We start from the raw sequence: 17479 nt of genomic DNA, 5'->3' as shown, positions 1-17479 counted from the left end.
TATCATTTCCCCTTAAAAAAGTTCGCTTTAAATGTTGTCTTTTCAATTACCCAGTCCAATACTACTAATAAAGCCGGCAGGACGAATACGACCATGAGGAATGCCAGTAACGCGCCCCGGCCAAGCAGTAAGCCTATCGATGACACAATCGGGTTGGATGATGTGATCCATAGGATGAATCCGACACTAGATAAGATGGACGCTGATACGAATATTGCAAAAATCTTATCATCGATCGTTTTCCTGATAGCCTGTAACGCTGGCATTTCTTGGCGTAGATGTTTGTAATTTTCCGTGAATAAGATGGCATAGTCGACAGTCGCAGCCAGTTGAATTGTGCTGATGAGCAGGTAGCCGACATACACGAGCGGCGTATCCATAAAATATGGGAAGGCTAAGTTGACCCAAACGGATGCCTGTATTGTCAATAACAGTACAAGCGGAATAGTGATTGAACGGAACGTAATCAAAAGTACGAGGGTCACGGTAATGATCGTCAACCAATTGACTAATTTGTTGTCATCCTGGACGATGTTTTTCATATCGTACAAAGTTACGCTCTCCCCTAATAGATGTGTATCATCATAATAGGAATCCGCAGTTTCATGGACCTGTTCGATCAAGGAAAAGGCTTTTTCCCCTTCTGCATCCGTTTCCGTATAAAGTGTGATCCGTGCAAAGTCATCAGAATAAAAAGATTCTGTCATAGATTCCTCCAAATAATCCGGCGGGATCGCCGAACTGACCATGTTCACGTAAGAAAGCACACTTGAAACATGAGGAAGGTTTTCTAAATCGTGAACCATTTCTTCCTCTTTGGCCCTGTCTCCTTCTGGTACAAGCAGCACCATAGGCATGTTTTTTCCAAACTCTTCCTGAATGGCCGTCACATCTTGGCCAGCACGTGTGTTCTCCGGATGTTCTCCGGTTCCGTATATGAATGAGGTCTGGCTTTGAGCTAAAAATGCCGGGACGATAATCAATAATACAAGGATCAAACTTGGAATTCTGAACTTCATAACACGCTTACCGATTTTGTTAAAGTCCGGAACGAACGACCGATGCTGAGTACGATCGATCCAGTGATAGAACATCAATGTCAAAGCAGGTAAAAAGACCATCACACTGATGAAACTCAGCAGAATTCCTTTTAGCAGATTGAGCCCTAAGTCAGCTCCGATTCCGAAATCCATAAAGGTCAGTGCAGTAAAGCCGAAAAATGTGGTGGAAGCACTGGCAACGATTGCTGGAAAGGATCGTTTCATCGCAAGCTTCATAGCTTCCCTGGGCTCTGACACTCTCTTCCGATAATCCGAAAAACTATGAAGCAGGAAAATCGCATAGTCCAATGACACCGCAAGCTGCAGAATCGGAGCCACGGACTGGGTCACGAAAGAAATTTCACCAATAAAGATGTTGGTCCCTAGATTGATAAGGACAGAAACACCAATCGCTGTCAAAAAGAAGACCGGTTCCATCCAGGAATTCGTCGATAAAACCAAAATCAAAATAATAATCGGAACGAGTAAAGCTCCTGCATAAATCGACTCGCTGCCAGCCATTTTTTGGGAAGTAGCCGTGTTGACTGCTTCACCTGCAATCGCATTCTCTTCTCCGATCAGTTCATAAATTTGATCGGTCGCCTCCACTTCATATCCTTCTTCAATGTTCAAAGAGAATAGAGCAGAATCATTTTGATAATAAGTCTCTATGGTATCCTTGCTGCCTACTTCGAGAGGAACTTTCAAATCCACCACATCATCCAGCCATGTAACCCCGCCTACCCCTTCGATAGCTTCCAGTTCTTCTTTATAGGTCAGCGCCTCAGTTATCGAGACATCTTTGATCATTACTCGTGCATTCTCCACTGGTTCGTCAAACTCTTCTTTCATCAAGTCCATCGCGTTCATCGATGGAGAATCTTCCGGCAGATAATCCGCCATGTTGTAATTGACCGAAACGGCAAACTGTGCAACTATACTGAATAAAGTAATAACCGCAAATATAATAACGATACTTTTTTTATGCTTTATGATTCGATCGATCATATTAATAACGCGTCATCCTCTCTTGCAAATCCCTTGCATACACTCTATTATTTTATTGACACAGTGTTGGATATTCAACAAACAGTTTCTTAATTTACGTTAGTTTCCCAACACATCTTATTGAAAATGTTGGATTGTCACATAAATTTAACAAAAGGGAGTTTCATCGATGACCGCTAAATTGGATCGAAGAAAAAAATACACCCGCAAAGTACTGCAGGAAAGCCTGATTACCTTACTATCCAAAAAACCGATTTCGGAAATCACTGTCAAAGAAGTATGCGAAATCGCAGACATTAACCGTTCGACCTTTTACACCCATTACTCTGATCATTACGACTTACTCAGTAAAATCGAAAAAGAAATCACAGAGGATATGGATCGATATCTGCATAGCTATAGCTATGAACGGGAAGAAGAATCCATACAGATGACTGAGAAAATCTTAGAGTATGTAACAAAAAATCAGCTTATGTTCCAAACCTTGTTGAACAAGGACTCTGTCCCTACCTTCGAAAAACGCATGATGGAATTGACCCGGCGATTCATGATGGACAACGGGATGAAGAATCAACACTTAAACAAGAAAGAATCAGAGTATTTAAGTACTTTTGTAATCAGTGGAGCCATCCATGTCATCAAGGATTGGATCGATAATGATATGGATCAGTCGCCTGCCGAGATGGCTGTGATGATCAATCACTTCATTAATTATGGTTTTTCCCATTTAGGATAAAGGCTGCCTACCTCCTTGAAGCAACTAATGGGGCTGGGACAAAACACTAACTGCCACAGGAAAAGACGAACAATAGGGTGGAATGGATCATATGGAGCCTGAGCGGCGTATGTATTTATTGCATCATAAAGAAAACCCGAACAAATTCGGAGGCCACTGAAAAACCCTTTTCAATCCAGAGGAGCTGTTAAAGTTTGTTGTTGATTCACACGAATCGCTTGTCGGTGGATGCTTGCCGCGGGCACGGCCTCAGCTAACTTGGTCAAGAAGATCACTTGACCAAGTGGATCTTCGGCTCGCGCTGTTCCCGCAGGCGTCACCACCGAACGCTCATCGTGAAATCAACGTGGTCCATCTTAAAAGAGTGATTTTCTTCGATTTAAAAAAGAAGATCACTCTCTTTTCTTGTCCATTGAAAAAAGCCGAGTTGAACGATAAAATCATCCTACACGGCTTTTTTCTTTGATGCATAACTCAGAAAGTTGCAGTTCTTCAGTAGCCTCCAAATTCGTTCGGGTTTTCTAGCGGAAAAATCCTTTTGTCCCAGCCTCATTTTAGTTAGGCAAACACTCTAAGTTAATAAAAACAAAAGAACCCTCCTCATAAGGGTTCTTTAGATTACATCACTATAAATATGCTATTTTGCATTTTCATCTGGTTGATGGAGGCCAAAAATGTTACCTTCTGTATCTATATAGTATCCCTGCCAGGCCATTCCAGGCAGAGCGTACTTAGGCATTGCGACCTTACCCCCATTTTCCAGGATTTTCGCCTCTACAGCATCGTAATCCTCCACTCCCAGTGTGCATGCATAGGCATTCAAAGCTTGATTTAATTCTGGAGGAGCACTTTGCCTTTTCATCAAAGCTCCGTTAATTCCCGGCTCCTTTTCATCGCCGGTCACAGCTCCCAAATAAGGCATGCCCGCATATTCGCTCCAATCTTCAAAAGTCCATCCAAATACATCACCATAAAATTTCTCCGCCCGTTCCATATCGTCTACATGAATTTCAAAATGAACGATTCTCCCCATAATGTCCTCCTGTTAAATAAAATATTGATTCTCGAATACATATTCGATCTCCTGAGTTTATTCTCCTTCTTACTTTCAGACTATGTCAGCCGACCGTTTTGATCATGCAAAGGCGCAAGCACCTTGATCAGCCTCGACAAGCTTAAGAACATCCGTACAGTGAAGCGGTTTTCCTTCACGAGACGGAATGCTTTAAGACAGAGGCCAGGCGCAGTATATAATTTCATTGAAAAAAAGCTTGCAGAAAAACACAGGGTTTCTCTACAAGCTTTTATCTGATACTTTATTCATTTTGCTTGGAAGACTCTTTTTCTTTTTCCTCAATCATTTCGGTTTCATCAAGGTAACGAAGCAAATCTCCATAAACAATCGAATCAGATAACGCAAGTTCCTCTTCTGCTTGTTTAAATCCAGGAGCACAAGCATCTGCTTCTACTTCTTCACCTGATTTTCTATCGAAACAGCTTTCATTCACACCAACATATTCTTCATTGGCGAAGCCACCGTCACGTGTAATCATCATCTCACGACGGTCTTTACTGAATAAATCCTGTCCGAATTGAACTGGATTTTCATCTTTCACACCAAGAAGGTTCATGATGGTCGGCCGTAAATCAATCTGTCCGCCAACCGTATCATGTTCTTGTGGTTCAATACCTTCCCCAATCATAAGAAGAGGGACACGCTGGAGCTGGAATTGTTCATAAGCATTAATATCCTTATCCAGATATTCTCCCATGGCTTGTTGGTGGTTTTCAGAAATGCCGAAATGGTCGCCATAAATAACCAGAATCGTATCATCATACAAATCGGACTTCTTGAATTCCTCGACGAATTGTTTTAATGCTTCATCTTGATAACGAATCGTTTGGAAGTAACGGTTCAAGGTTTCACTGGAAGTATTCCCTTCTTCAATGAATTTCTTATCTTCAGGAAGGGTGAATGGATGGTGGTTCGTCAGTGTAATCATCTTGTTATAGAACGGCTGATCCATTTCTTTCATCTTATCTAAAGAGTCACTGAAGAAATATTCGTCCAAATAGCCCCAACCAAAAGACTTCTCTTCTGTTACATTATAATCTTTCTTAGAGTAGTACTCATCATACCCTAGTGACTCATACATCACATTACGGTTCCAGAATGTTTCATCATTGGCATGCATTGTTGAAGACGTATATCCTTTTTCACCTAATACTTCCGGGGTTGCTTCATATTCATTTCCGGAATGAGTGAAGAAGGCTGCCCCGCGGTTCAATCCGTAAAGAGAGTTGTCTAACATAAACTCAGAGTCAGATGTACGCCCCTGTTTGACCTGGTGATAGAAGTTGCTGAAATAAGCTCCTTCTTCTTTCAGGTCATTGAAATAAGGGGTGAGCTCTTTGCCATTCACCTTATTATCAACAACAAAGGTCTGCGTACTCTCAAGGGATAAAACGATCACGTTTTTCCCTTCAGCGACGCCGGTCATATCACTGTTTGGTTCTGTCTTCTTTTCATTCAAATAATTCAATGCCGGAACAAGTTCATTGCTGTCCGCGAAAGTTTTCTTGGCCTCTGTCTGGCCCTGCAGGACGATGTCATAAGCGTGGAAGTTAAGCACACCGATATATTTAACGAGCAAATTACGATCAAAAGCCCGCTCTAATAACTCCGTGCGTTCCGTTTGCGCCCAGCCTAAGTTCACTAAGAACAAGGGCACAGCAATAACAGCTAAAATTAAGCCTTCTTTCCGCTTAGGAATAAAACTTTTGAAACGCATCGGTTTTAAATAGAATAATAGAAACGCAGCAATGAAGACATCAATAAACAAGAAAATATCCGTTCCTGATAAAATGTCGGTGATACTGCTGCCCATTCCTGCCAGGTTGGCAGCCTGTCCTAACATTGGAATGGTAAGAAAATCATGGTATTCCCGATAGAACAGAACGTTTACATACAATAGCAGCGAACCAATAATATACATGCCCAGTAGTCCTCTGCGTCCAGCTAGTAGAATACCTACCCCGAATAAGAGAAAAATACTGCTTAATGGGTTAAAAGCTAAAATAGCCGCTTCATTGGCATTTTCTATATTAAGAGTAAAAATCCCACCTTGAATAAAGGACATCTTCAGCCAGAAGATTGCCATTACAGCAGCATAGATCATAAATTTCTTTTTAAAAGCGGGTTCTTTCATTTTCGTTTTAAACTTAGAAAACATAGTAAAACCTCCATTATATTAACCTACAAGTATAATTTCATCATTTTATAAAAATTTAAATCTTATAAACTAAATTCTTTCAATAATTCTGCGAGAAAATGCCCGCAACTTTCGTAACAAGATTAATAATAACACAATTAATATGAAAATAGGCTAAAGTCACCTACGTGTTATATTAATTTAATAATATTACATAGAAATTACACGGAAGTTAAAAATTATTGGAAGGTTTTTTTATAAATATATTCCTCAAAAGAATGCTAACTCATTCTGCTTCATTTACTGATATTGATTTCCTTATTCCTGGACATGTACCACTGATGAGCCCCAGTCACCCACTCTGAAGGAACATCATCCATAGTTGTGTGTCTTACAGGATTGGCGCGATTTACCGTGTTCACCGAAGCTAACCCCAGCATTTTTTGAAATATCGTTCGGGAAGCTTCCATTTCAATGATTTTATTCCGTTTAGAAAGGTATAGGTTCGTCGTAAAGCCTCCTGATCTCAATTGCATGAATTGATCATTCATATGATAGCGAGATTGGGAAAAATCCATCAAACGAGAAGTCATGATTGTCAAGGATAATAAAAGCGAAATCTGCCACCAGGCCGATTCAATATTGAAAGGCTCAGGCTTCACGAAATAAAGAATGATTGTGGCAATGATCCATATCCAGCTCGGCTTCAGGATGCGAATCCAGAGTGCCCTCTTTGGTAAACGTTCCATCTTTTCTGTCAAATGATACTCAGGGAGCAATTCCCCAATCAAGGAAGTTACACGCCGAATAGGCAGGAAAGGAAAAAGTGAGCTCACCTCAGTATCCTCTCCACTCCCTCCTGCACATACTAAACGAACAGATGCTAACCCCATCATTCGCTTCACAAGTGTTTGCTCAATTAATACGGCTTGAACTCTCTCTTTCTTAATAGAAAAGTAGTTTTCTTCCACTACTCCTTTGGTGATATAGATTTGCCCATCATCAGATGCAATTTCATATTTTCCATATTTCACAAATGTCCGGACAATCCCTATTCCTCCAGCGATTAAAATGAGAAAGACGAGTGTGACCGCCGTCACCCATGGCGACTCAAGAATAAAGGATACCAATCCATCCACCTGTTTCTCGATATGGAATTCCTCTGACTTGGATAATAAAGAACCGACGAGCGGTATTACGGCTAGAAAACTGAGCGAGGCAAGAGATGCCTTTAATATTTCCTTTTTTGCAGGTGTGAAATGGACTGTTTTAACCGGAAAGTCTTCAGCTTCCGCTTCCACCTCAGCAACCCTTTCAACTGATAACGTATTTTCTTCTTTTTCCAAGACCTCTTGCTCAGTCCGCGAATTCTCTTCTTCCATTTCCTCCAATACTTTCGGTGTTTCAGCAATGGCAGGAGTCGAGGAACCATCCTTGTCTATTTTCATCTGAATTTTAGCTTCCACTGTTTCTGCTTCCTCATTTCCCAAAACGGGAAAATTTATAGAGCTGTCTTCTCCCTGGATGCTCGTTTCTACTGTCAAAGATGTCACACTGAATAAGCGATGGAAGACGTTTGTTTTTCTTCTGACATGTTGAATTTTAGAATAAGGAATCGTCTGTTTTGTTGTGGTAAAAAAACTCCTGGTCATTTGAATGGAGGTCTCTTCTAACTTATATGTACGCGCAAACCATTTAATAGGAATCGAGAGCAATGTCATTATAAACAATCCTATAACTACGTAGCGGCCATAAACAAAGAACCAAGCCTCGGAACCTGCTTTGATTACAAATAAAAAAATGAAAAAGAACAAGCTGTTTTTTATTAACTTTCCGAATTCTTGAATCATCATCAAGGGGTGGTTCCGCTTACTCTCCTTCATTGCTATACCTCCTCAACTTTAGCATAGGTGGCGATTTGATTTCGTAGTTCCAGAGCAGTGGCTTCTGGCAAGGCTGGGATCTCATGCACAGAGCCGATGGTACTTACTTTGATCGTGTACAGTTTGTATTTTCTTAAAAGCGGACCCTGGTGAGTAGAAACAGACTGAATTTTTGTCATCGGAATCAGTTGATGTTCTTCATGAAGCGCTCCTGATTTCAACTGCAGGAATTCTTCATTGACGTCATAACGCCAATGATTGTATAACAAAAAGGCTTTAAAAAATGACCAAACCGTTCCAACAATAGAAAGAATGGTCAAACCAATCAAAACCCATTCAATCCATTTGTACCATGCAAAAAAATCATCAGCGATAAACAGTCCTATAAGAATGATAAACATAAGTATGTTCAACAGCGTTTCACTAATCAACCAGACTTTCACACTGTCTTTGGATAATTGTTTCGTTGGGGCTTCTATAAATGAATGCACTTCACTCACTCCTTACATAAAATAACAATTTAGTGAATCAATTACTATTCTTTACGTAAGCTATACATCTTCGGTTTCAAAAAAAATGAGAGCCCCTGGTCTCTGTCGAGAAATGGGACTCTCATTTTTAAATTACATATTTTACATCCTTATCTATCCTCTGTTTTTTATCGTCAATCCCTTTAAGAAGTTTCTAGCGTATTGATCACCAAACTGCCGGTAATTCTTGTGTCCTTCTTTCCTTAACAAGCCGCTCACCTCTCCTTTGGTGATTGTAACGCCTGCATCGTTTAAAATATCGATGATATCCTCACTCGTTAATTTCAGAGCGATCTTCACTTTTTTCAACATGACATTATTTACGCTCGAGTAGTTCCTGATCGACCGGTCGGGTTTCACCGGTTCTCCATCTTTCGTTTTTTGAGGTCCTCGTTCAAACGTAATCAGGCCATTCAAAAAGGACTCCAGCATGCTGTTCGTACATTTGATATGCTCTTCATCTTCATACACTTCATCATCTTCAGCATCATAACTGTCCTCTGATTTTGTGAGAACCTTTTGGACTTCTTCTTTCGTAAGGTCAACACCGCCAAGTTTGAATATTTCAATCATATCTTGATCTTTTATATCAAGGGCATACCTTAATCTTATTAATATATCGTTATTATCCATTTAAAAACCTCCAATAATATTGCCTCATAACACTCCAACAACCTTATAAAAAGTAACCCTGAGTTCTTTATCACCAACGATGGAACGAAAGCTTTTGAATTGTTATGGCCGCATTTGTTCTATCAGCAGAACAATCCATTTTGATAAGCGATTGGCTACATCCGTTTGATTAGCTCCCTATTCTCCTTTAAACCAAAAAATTCATTATATTCCTTACTCACTTCATTTACATAGGATAAGCAGCATAGTTATTTATAAAACATTTTTGACGCGTTCAGCAAAATCCTGCCCGTCTATGAATTTTTTGCCGCCTCCTTGGACAAAGTTCGGTTTCCCTCCGCCTTTTCCCTCGATAAGGGGCAGGATTTGTTTGGCAACGTCATTCATATTCCGATTGATATCCGTGCCGTGGGCTAGTACAAATTGCAGCTGATCATTCTGTTCACTGATGAAAATAAGGTAAGCATCAGGTGCTTCTTCGATGATGACCTTACCTAAAGATTGGAGGGTTTTGATCGGATAGTCTTTGAAAACGCGTTGAATCACTTTATCCCCCTGTGACTCTGAAATGATATCACGCGCCTCATATTCAAGGAGTTGTTCTTCAAGTTCAGCGATTTTCTTATCTTTCTGCTTATTTATCTTGATCAGTTCATCGACTTCCTCCACAAGCTTTTGTTCCGGTTTTGCCACAAGTCGCTTCATTTCAGTTAGTACCTGATGTTTCTGCCCAAGCTTTCGCAGGACCCGGTAACCACAAACAAACTCCAACCGTACTTGCTTTTTGTTTCTTGTCCACCCTAGAAATTTGGCGGCCATGACTTCACCAGTGAAGTTCGGGTGTGTGCCTCCGCATCCGCTATAATCAATGTCTGGAATGATGACGAGACGAACGTCTCCATCAACAGCGAGTGGTTTACGAACCGGATACTCTGATGCTTTCTCAACAGCTACCCATTTCGTTTCAACCGGGTAGTTGTCACGGATGATCCGGTTGACCTCTTCTTCCGCCTTCTCCAACAGGTCTGCGTCCAGAAATTCCGTATCCAAATCGATTGTCACTGAGTCTGTGCCTAAGTGGAAGCTGGTTGTCGGAATTCCGAACTTGTCATGGAAAACAGCTGAAATGATATGCTGTCCACAGTGCTGCTGCATATGGTCCAGCCGTCGCCCTTGATCTATGATGCCTTCTACACTTCCTGCTTCTGATAGTAAACGATCTGTATAATGACGCACTTCGCCTTCAACTTCCTCGACGTCGATCACTTCCATACCATTCAAGGTCCCTTTATCATGGGGCTGCCCGCCGCCAGTCGGATAAAACGCCGTCTCTTCAAGCACCACATAATGGCCCCGCTCATCTTGATCTATTTTTATCACTTTAGATTGGAATTGCATATTATAAACGTTTTCATAGTAAAGTTTTCTCGTCATCATCCATTCCTCCTCTATTTCCCTAAAGGTATCGTAACATGTTTCGATTACAGGAAAGACTCTTCATCATGTTTCTTCAAAAAATGCCTGGCACCCGCCACACTAAAGAAATAGAGTAGACGGAGGCAGACATTCACTGTATTTATACTGTTTTCACCAAGCTAATCACAAGACTGAAAACTTTTGCATTATGGAGCACCGATAACGAAAAAACCAGAACTTGCAGACTCTCTTTCAATTTATATAGACAATCTGCCGGACAAGTCATACATACTTTCATCGAGGTGAGACTTAGGCGAGAAAACCTCACCTAAATCATCACTTACCAACTTGTTATCTACGAGCTTTACTAATTTTCCTGATTCATTATTTAACAACAGTTCAATTGCGTGAGCACCTAAACGACTAGCCAAAACTCGATCTCTCGCGGTAGGAGCACCACCACGCTGGGTATGCCCCAAAACGGTGACACGTGATTCTAACCCCGTCTCTGTTTTCAGTTTAGCGTTGAGATCGATACCACTCACCGTTCCTTCTGCTACGATAATAATGCTGTACTTTTTGTCTCTGGAAGTTCCGCTTTTGATTTGCTCCACAATTTTCTCTATGTCCTCTTTCTTCTCAGGAATGATGATATTTTCTGCTCCACCAGCAAGACTAGACCATAAAGCCAGGTTCCCATTCTCTTTCCCCATAACTTCAATAATCGAGGTTTTTTCATGCGAAGAAGCTGTATCACGAATACGATCCACATACTCAATGATCGTATTTAGAGCCGTATCAAACCCGATAGCCTCTTCTACATACGGAATATCATTTTCTATCGCGGCTGGTATCCCGATGCATGGAAAGTCTCTTTCGGCTAACGAGGCTGCAACTTTCAAAGCTTCTCTGCCTCCGATAACTACGAGGCCGTCTATTCCATGTTTCTTCAAGTGAGCAATTGCTTTCTGCTGGCCAGCGTCAGTAACAATTTCTTGATTCTTGTATGACTGGAGGATCGTTCCTCCTCGTTGAATAATGGAGCCTACGGATGCTGCGTCCATTCTCTCCATTGTTTCATTCAAAATTCCTTGAAACCCATACTTGATTCCAACCATTTCTATTCCGTCATATAGACCGGACCTTACGATTGCACGTATTGCGGCATTCATTCCTGGAGCATCTTCTCCACTTGTCAAAACACCAATTCTATTCAACATCATCACTCGCTTTCCTTCTAGTCAACAAGATGTAAATTCCAGCCTTTACATTTGCAGCAAAAAGAGACCCAACTTCACAAAAGCGTATGTATCTTGCTTAGCCCTGACAAACTTTAGCCTAATCCTCATTTTAACTTCTTGTGACACAGTGAGGATTAACTTCTGGCCACGAAGGACATACGCTGAAACTGACTACAGCCCATTAAAAAAGTGCCTCATCCCTACCCGATGCTATTATAAGTAACATGTTTGAGGATCAGTCACTCATTAAATTTCAATCTGCTTATGGAAGAGCGGTCAGCTCTTATCCAAGGCTTTCTTCCCAAAATCAAATTTAATCTTATAATCCTCGTCCAGTGTCAAAGCAGTACTGAACGGTTTCTTTCCCTTGAACCCTTTCAGCACCTTCGTCCGCTTCTTCTCACACAGCGTTTTAATCATATTATTTGTCAGTGTTTTTCCAGCTAATCTTTTTGGAAAGGTCACTTTACACCCTTCTTTGTAAGCAGAACACGCATAGAATTTATAACGATCTACAATAGATCCAGTCGAACAGGCAGGACATTTGGCGATCGGTTCGTTCCACTTCTTTTTCCCTCCAGTGCTTCGAACTTGAACCTGTTGAAGAGCGTCAGGGGTTTCTTGCATTAACTTTTCAATAAACTGGCTTGTCTGTTTGATGAACATTTGTTTCGATCCTTCACCACTCCCGATTTTCTTTAAATACGACTCCCATTTCGCGGTCATGGAGGGGCTTGATAACAGTGTTCCTTCAATAGCTTCACAAAGCATGATGCCTTTATCTGTGACATAGACGTTGTTTCTTTTCACTTCAATGTATTTTTGAGCTTTGATCGTTTCAATAATGCTTGAGCGGGTGGCTTCTGTTCCCAGCCCCTCGACTTCTTTTAAAATTTCCACATCTTCTTCATCATTCACGAGCTTCCCGCATGTTTTCATCATATTGATCAACTGACCTTCTGTATATGGCTTAGGCGGCTGCGTCATACTTTCTTTAATATGAAGGTTCGCACCTACTTGTTCACCATTTTTGACATTTGGGAGTAAAGGCTCTTTCTCTTGCTTTGATTGAGAAGGTTTTGGAAAAAGCTCTTTCCATCCTCTTTTCACTTCTCTTCTGCCCGTAGTTTTAAATGGCAGGTCGTGTACGTTTGTATAAATCGTGGTCTCTTCATAGACATAGTCTGTGTGGAACATCGCCAGTGTCGTTGCTAAAACTTCATCATAAATATTGCGTTCCTCACGGCTTAGCCCACTCAATTTCTTTTGGGTAGGAACAGACTTTGTCGGTATAATCGCATAGTGTTCCTGAACTTTGCTGTTGTCCACATATCTTTTTTTCGGTTTTAAGGACGACGCTGTGAAAGAAACGTTTAACGTGTCCTGATAGGAATTCAAGGTCTTCACTAAATAAGCAAACTCATTTTCTGTTATAAAATTACAGTCTGTTCTCGGATAGGAAACGAGACGCTTCTCATAAAGCTTTTGCATCGTCTTGAGTACTTGCGAAGGCGTATATTTCCAACGTCTGTTCGCTACACTCTGCAGGGTGGATAAAGAATGCAGCTTCGGTGACTTCTGGTACTTTGTCTTTTTGTCTATATTTTGGACATTCCCTGTTAAGTCTTCCTTCTCTTTGAGGCCATGTTTGTCCATAAGTGCCTGGACCTTCGCCTTATCCTTTTCCTTAATCTTAGCCATGCCTTTATAAGAGCCAGTTTCAGCTTGAAAGGTACCTTCGATTTGATAGTAAGGTTCGGAAACAAAGTTCTCAATCTCCTTGTGCCTTTGATAGATCAAATAAACCGTCGGAGATTGGACACGTCCAATCGACAAGTGGCTTGAGAAACCCTTCTTCTGTAAGAGCAAAGTAAACAGGCGACTGGCATTGATGCCTACCATCCAATCACTGATTTGACGGGCCTTCGCCTCATCAAATAATCGCAAATCCTTGTCGTTATCTTGTAAATTCTTAAATCCTTTACGGACTTCGTCTTTCTCAAGCGAATTGATCCACAAACGTTGGATCGGCTTCCCTTTTACACCAGTTAAGCGAAGGATGCTATAAAAAATATTTGAACCTTCCCTGTCGACATCCGCCGCATTCACAAGCACATCCGCTTGCTGTAGCAGCTTTTTGACCGCTTGAAACTGTTCCCACTTCCCCTTGGATACTTTCTCAAGGAAACGGTCCGGAACGATCGGCAACTGGTCCAGCTTCCATCTCTTCCACTCTGGTTTATAGTCGTGAGGTTCTTTTAATTCAACCAGATGGCCGACTCCCCACGTAATCGTCGCTCCATTCGGAAAGGTATCATCAGGTTTTAATTGTATGTAAGTTTTTGTTTTTTCCTGTATCGTAAAGGCCTCTGCATAAGCTTTCGCCTGAGAGGGTTTTTCCGCTAAGATGACCATTCTATTCATGGTCTCTCCACTCCCTTCAATGAACTTCAAGATTACTATGGGATGAAAAGGAAAGCAAGAGATGAAAGGGGTAATAAGAAGAGATTGATAAAGTGAAAAACTTGGTCTGAGGCACCTTATCAAATGTTTCCGAAAGACTCATAATCGAGGTATGAATAGATTATTTAAAGGGACAGTTAAAAATTGAAATCAGTACGACAATGTTAAAATCGGAATTTTATCATAAGAAAAACACCTCCACTATCACCAGCATGACGGAATAGAAGGTGTTTCATATGATTTCAAATCTCTTACTCTATCTGACTAAAAGAGTGTTCGTTTAACCCTAGCCTTCGCTACTCCACCTTAACGGTATTGTTTCCTTCGCACCCACATCGTCGCTGCCCATTTCTCACCGACTGTGACTGGTGAGCCACCGTGAAGTGTGCGTTCATTCACAGCAGGGTCTGAATAAAAATATTCAAAATACACAGCCATGCCTTTTTGTGGGGAGACAGAAAGATTCATGTGCGGAAAGTAGGTTTGGCCTCCTTCTTCTACATCATTCAAATAAAGAACAAGCGTACTGATTCTTGGGTTCTTCGTCGCTTTGGCCTTTGATCGGAAATAATCATAATGGGCTTTGTATTCTTGACCTTGTTTATAATTCAAGATGTGAATTCCTTCACCATGTTCTACAGGTACGTTCATAATTTGCGCCATCCGCTTTTCAATTCTGGCAGTGATATTATCCTCTGGCAGGAATGTGCTGCTGCTCGTCCGAATATCGCTCACTTCATGCTTCGATCCAATCTTTGATCGGTTCATCCGTTCATTGGAAACACGGATAAGTTCCTCACATTCCGAATCACTTATAACGTTTCCCAACACCGCAATCATAGGATCTTCCATTTTGGCAATAATCGCTATCTCACGGTCTTCAGTGATAATCTTGTTCCCCTGGTGGTCGAAAATTGAAGCTTCCTTCACTTGCATTGTCACTTTTTCATCAGCCTCTTCTATATTTGCTAAACCGCTTTCCAAACAACCGGATCACCTCAATAAGGTGATATATAAGTCATTTTACCACCTTTTTACTATATTCTCTTTAATTTTCATAAAATTCACAACTGTTCACTAAAGGATTTACTCCCCCAGGTTCAAAAAAAGCCTGGTCCTCTCACTGTGATAACACATGATCACAGCAGGACCAGACTATTGATATCGGTTCTTATCAATCAATTCAGGGGAACCATCCAAACATACTCAAGCCCTTGGAGGATAGCATTTATATTTGCAGAATTTCTACAATCAAAGGTAGGTTTGAGCATATTCTCTTTCATACAAAGAGCCCCGTAGCAGAGTATGCTGGATTATTTGATAATCGTAGAGCCTTGCAGCAACTCCGGCTTTGCTCCAAGCGTCAGTAGGAATAATTTTGAATCCCTGACCTTTTCATGCTTTCTCATAAGCGCTTTTAGTTTGTCTATTTCAGAGTGGTTTTTCAGACCCTGGACTTCCTCTTGGTAAAGGTTGAGAATTGATCCTCTGACAAACTTCGGTTCATATTCCGGCAGTTCATCGTCCATCAATAACGAGCCCATATAACCGTATTTCAACTGTAACTGCCTCGTAAGACTGACTACATGGACCAGATGTTCGCATAGCTCAGGATAATTATGCTTCAAAGTTTCCAGGTCTTCTTTTGCTTCATACAATTCATTCAAACCGGCTATCATGGACGTCATTACACTTCCACTCCCTTTTCCCAAGGTTTTTCCAAGACGATCATTTCCGTCAATTTTTTACTGTGTTCTCTCCGTACTCTTCGTGTTTCAGCACGTTCTTTTCCGGATTCATAGAGAAACTTTTCTTCCTCTGTTTCCGGAATGATTCCCGGAACCTGAATCGGCTTTTTACTTTCATCTAATGCTACAAAGGTGAGGAATGCAGTTGCTGCCATTCGTCGTTCTCCAGTGATCATATCTTCGGCAATGACCTTACAAAAAATTTCCATTGATTTGGTGCCAGTATAGGAAACAAAGGATTCTACACATACAGAATCGGTCTGGTGGATCGGATGTAAAAAATCAATTGAATCCGTGGAGGCTGTGACACATTCTTTCACCCTTGCATGGCGTCTCGCTGAAAGGGTTGCATTGTTATCCAACTTCTTCATCAAAACCCCGCCGAAGAGGGTATTGTAGTTGTTCAAATCATTAATCATTACTTGGTCAGTGTTTACAATCAGGCTTTCTTTTGGATGTTTCGTTTGCGCCATAAGAATAAAATCCTTTCTGTGATGTTGTTAATCTCAAACGTTTGATATTCCAAGTGTAAGCCTCTGTTTTCGATAAGTGAAATGGATGTTAATCATCTGTAACATAGACATTATCTATGGAAATGCTTTCATCCATGTGGTAAAAGCATAGATACCCACAGAATGGCATTTAATAATTCCTCAGATTAAAAAAAGCACCTCCTAGTTCGAGGTGCTTTCCGTCAGCCGCTCCTGGGTAAACTTTAACCATTCCCTTGTAGCATAGGATAAATAATGGTTTTTCCTCCAGATAATTGCAAGATCCCATTCGATTGTCGGTTTCACTACTTTTATAGCTCTCACATCTTCTTTGAGCAGATTTGAGACACTATAGGGTAAGATGGAGATACCCAGTTCGGAAGCTATCATTTTTCCGATAAAATCCCATTGGGAACTTTCCGAGACTACCTGCGGAAGAAAGCCTGCCTCTTTGCATGACTCCCTGATCCGGTCATTCAATGCGAAATCCTTATTGAAAAGGATAAACTGCTCTTCCTCCAGTTCTTCCAATCGAATCTGCTTTCTATCGGCGAACCTGTGAGTATAAGGAACGACTACACGCAATTCTTCTTTCATAAAAGAAAAGTGATCGAATTCATCCCCCTCTGTGGGCAAAACAGCTATCCCAACATCCAGGTTATCTGCGATGATATCTTCTTCAATTTTCCTAGTTCCATTCTCCATCAATTGAAATGTGATACCCCCATATAGTTGATGGAAGTCGCCTAAAATCCGGATAAAATGATCAGCATCCATGATGGGAGGAAGTCCGATCCGGATATGCCCCTTCTGCAGGCCGACCAGATTATCAATCTCTGTCTGCAGGTTAATGAAGGCCCGATCGATGGTTTGGGCTTGTTCTAAAATGGCACGACCGGCGTCTGTCAAAATAAGCTTTTTCCTAGATCTGTCAAACAATTCTACTCCAAGCTCACCTTCTAAATTTTTGATCATTTTGCTGATCGTAGGCTGGGTTACAAATAAATGATCCGCTGCTCGAGTAAAGCTGTTGAACCTTGTCACTTCTATAAAATACTTCAGGTGTCTGATATCCATA

The 17479-nt window shown here is 41.1% G+C and carries 15 protein-coding genes; 1 reads left to right on the top strand and 14 read right to left on the bottom strand.

Annotated features, from left to right (window positions below; genetic code table 11):
- Positions 1-2 precede the first annotated feature (2 nt).
- On the bottom strand, positions 3-2048 hold the full coding sequence (locus tag ACTWPX_RS07495) for an efflux RND transporter permease subunit (protein ID WP_443119181.1): 2046 nt from the start codon (positions 2046-2048) through the stop codon (positions 3-5).
- A gap of 169 nt (positions 2049-2217) precedes the next feature.
- Here ACTWPX_RS07495 and ACTWPX_RS07490 point away from each other — a divergent pair, with 169 nt between their 5' ends.
- Complete coding sequence (locus tag ACTWPX_RS07490) at positions 2218-2784, top strand: TetR/AcrR family transcriptional regulator (RefSeq protein ID WP_443119180.1); 567 nt, start codon at positions 2218-2220, stop codon at positions 2782-2784.
- Between the two features lie 170 nt (positions 2785-2954).
- Here the strand turns inward: ACTWPX_RS07490 and ACTWPX_RS07485 are convergent, their stop codons facing one another.
- The 13 genes from ACTWPX_RS07485 to cidR all read right to left on the bottom strand — a co-directional run bounded on the left by ACTWPX_RS07485 (position 2955) and on the right by cidR (position 17478).
- Positions 2955-3107 carry a hypothetical protein gene (locus ACTWPX_RS07485; protein WP_443119179.1) on the bottom strand — a complete coding sequence of 51 codons (153 nt, stop codon included), beginning with the start codon at positions 3105-3107 and terminating at the stop codon, positions 2955-2957.
- A 314-nt stretch (positions 3108-3421) separates the two neighbouring features.
- Entirely contained in the window at positions 3422-3817 is a 396-nt protein-coding gene (locus tag ACTWPX_RS07480; RefSeq protein ID WP_443119178.1) for a VOC family protein, read from the bottom strand.
- Positions 3818-4100: 283 nt separating this feature from the next.
- The gene (locus ACTWPX_RS07475) at positions 4101-6017 is read right to left on the bottom strand and encodes an LTA synthase family protein (protein WP_443119177.1); all 1917 of its coding nucleotides are present in this window, start codon (positions 6015-6017) and stop codon (positions 4101-4103) included.
- A 275-nt stretch (positions 6018-6292) separates the two neighbouring features.
- Positions 6293-7879 (bottom strand): PH domain-containing protein, encoded by a 1587-nt coding sequence (locus tag ACTWPX_RS07470; protein ID WP_443119176.1) that lies wholly within the window; start codon positions 7877-7879, stop codon positions 6293-6295.
- A gap of 2 nt (positions 7880-7881) precedes the next feature.
- A complete protein-coding gene (locus ACTWPX_RS07465; RefSeq protein WP_443119175.1) occupies positions 7882-8370 on the bottom strand; it encodes a PH domain-containing protein in 489 nt (162 codons plus the stop codon).
- Positions 8371-8523: 153 nt separating this feature from the next.
- Positions 8524-9042, bottom strand: coding sequence for a DUF1456 family protein (locus ACTWPX_RS07460; protein WP_443119174.1), 519 nt, complete (start codon positions 9040-9042; stop codon positions 8524-8526).
- A gap of 252 nt (positions 9043-9294) precedes the next feature.
- Positions 9295-10476, bottom strand: coding sequence for an alanyl-tRNA editing protein (locus ACTWPX_RS07455; protein ID WP_443119173.1), 1182 nt, complete (start codon positions 10474-10476; stop codon positions 9295-9297).
- A 239-nt stretch (positions 10477-10715) separates the two neighbouring features.
- The gene (locus ACTWPX_RS07450) at positions 10716-11675 is read right to left on the bottom strand and encodes an ATP-dependent 6-phosphofructokinase (protein WP_443119511.1); all 960 of its coding nucleotides are present in this window, start codon (positions 11673-11675) and stop codon (positions 10716-10718) included.
- A gap of 300 nt (positions 11676-11975) precedes the next feature.
- Positions 11976-14123: a DNA topoisomerase 3 gene (locus tag ACTWPX_RS07445; protein WP_443119172.1), complete on the bottom strand. Its 2148-nt coding sequence runs from the start codon at positions 14121-14123 to the stop codon at positions 11976-11978.
- Positions 14124-14468: 345 nt separating this feature from the next.
- Positions 14469-15098 (bottom strand): 2OG-Fe(II) oxygenase, encoded by a 630-nt coding sequence (locus tag ACTWPX_RS07440; protein ID WP_443119510.1) that lies wholly within the window; start codon positions 15096-15098, stop codon positions 14469-14471.
- A 377-nt stretch (positions 15099-15475) separates the two neighbouring features.
- Entirely contained in the window at positions 15476-15850 is a 375-nt protein-coding gene (locus tag ACTWPX_RS07435; RefSeq protein ID WP_443119171.1) for a hypothetical protein, read from the bottom strand.
- The gene (locus tag ACTWPX_RS07430; RefSeq protein ID WP_443119170.1) at positions 15850-16383 is read right to left on the bottom strand and encodes an acyl-CoA thioesterase; all 534 of its coding nucleotides are present in this window, start codon (positions 16381-16383) and stop codon (positions 15850-15852) included. Before ACTWPX_RS07430 ends, ACTWPX_RS07435 begins: the two co-directional genes overlap by 1 nt.
- A 201-nt stretch (positions 16384-16584) precedes the next feature.
- Positions 16585-17478 carry a cidABC operon transcriptional activator CidR gene (cidR, locus tag ACTWPX_RS07425; RefSeq protein WP_443119169.1) on the bottom strand — a complete coding sequence of 298 codons (894 nt, stop codon included), beginning with the start codon at positions 17476-17478 and terminating at the stop codon, positions 16585-16587.
- Position 17479 lies beyond the last annotated feature (1 nt).

Origin of the sequence: Halobacillus sp. H74 (assembly GCF_052246715.1) — a bacterium.
Lineage (GTDB): Bacteria > Bacillota > Bacilli > Bacillales > Halobacillaceae > Halobacillus > Halobacillus litoralis_A.
Note: the sequence above shows the minus strand (reverse complement) of the source record. Positions and strands in the feature narration are given on the sequence as shown.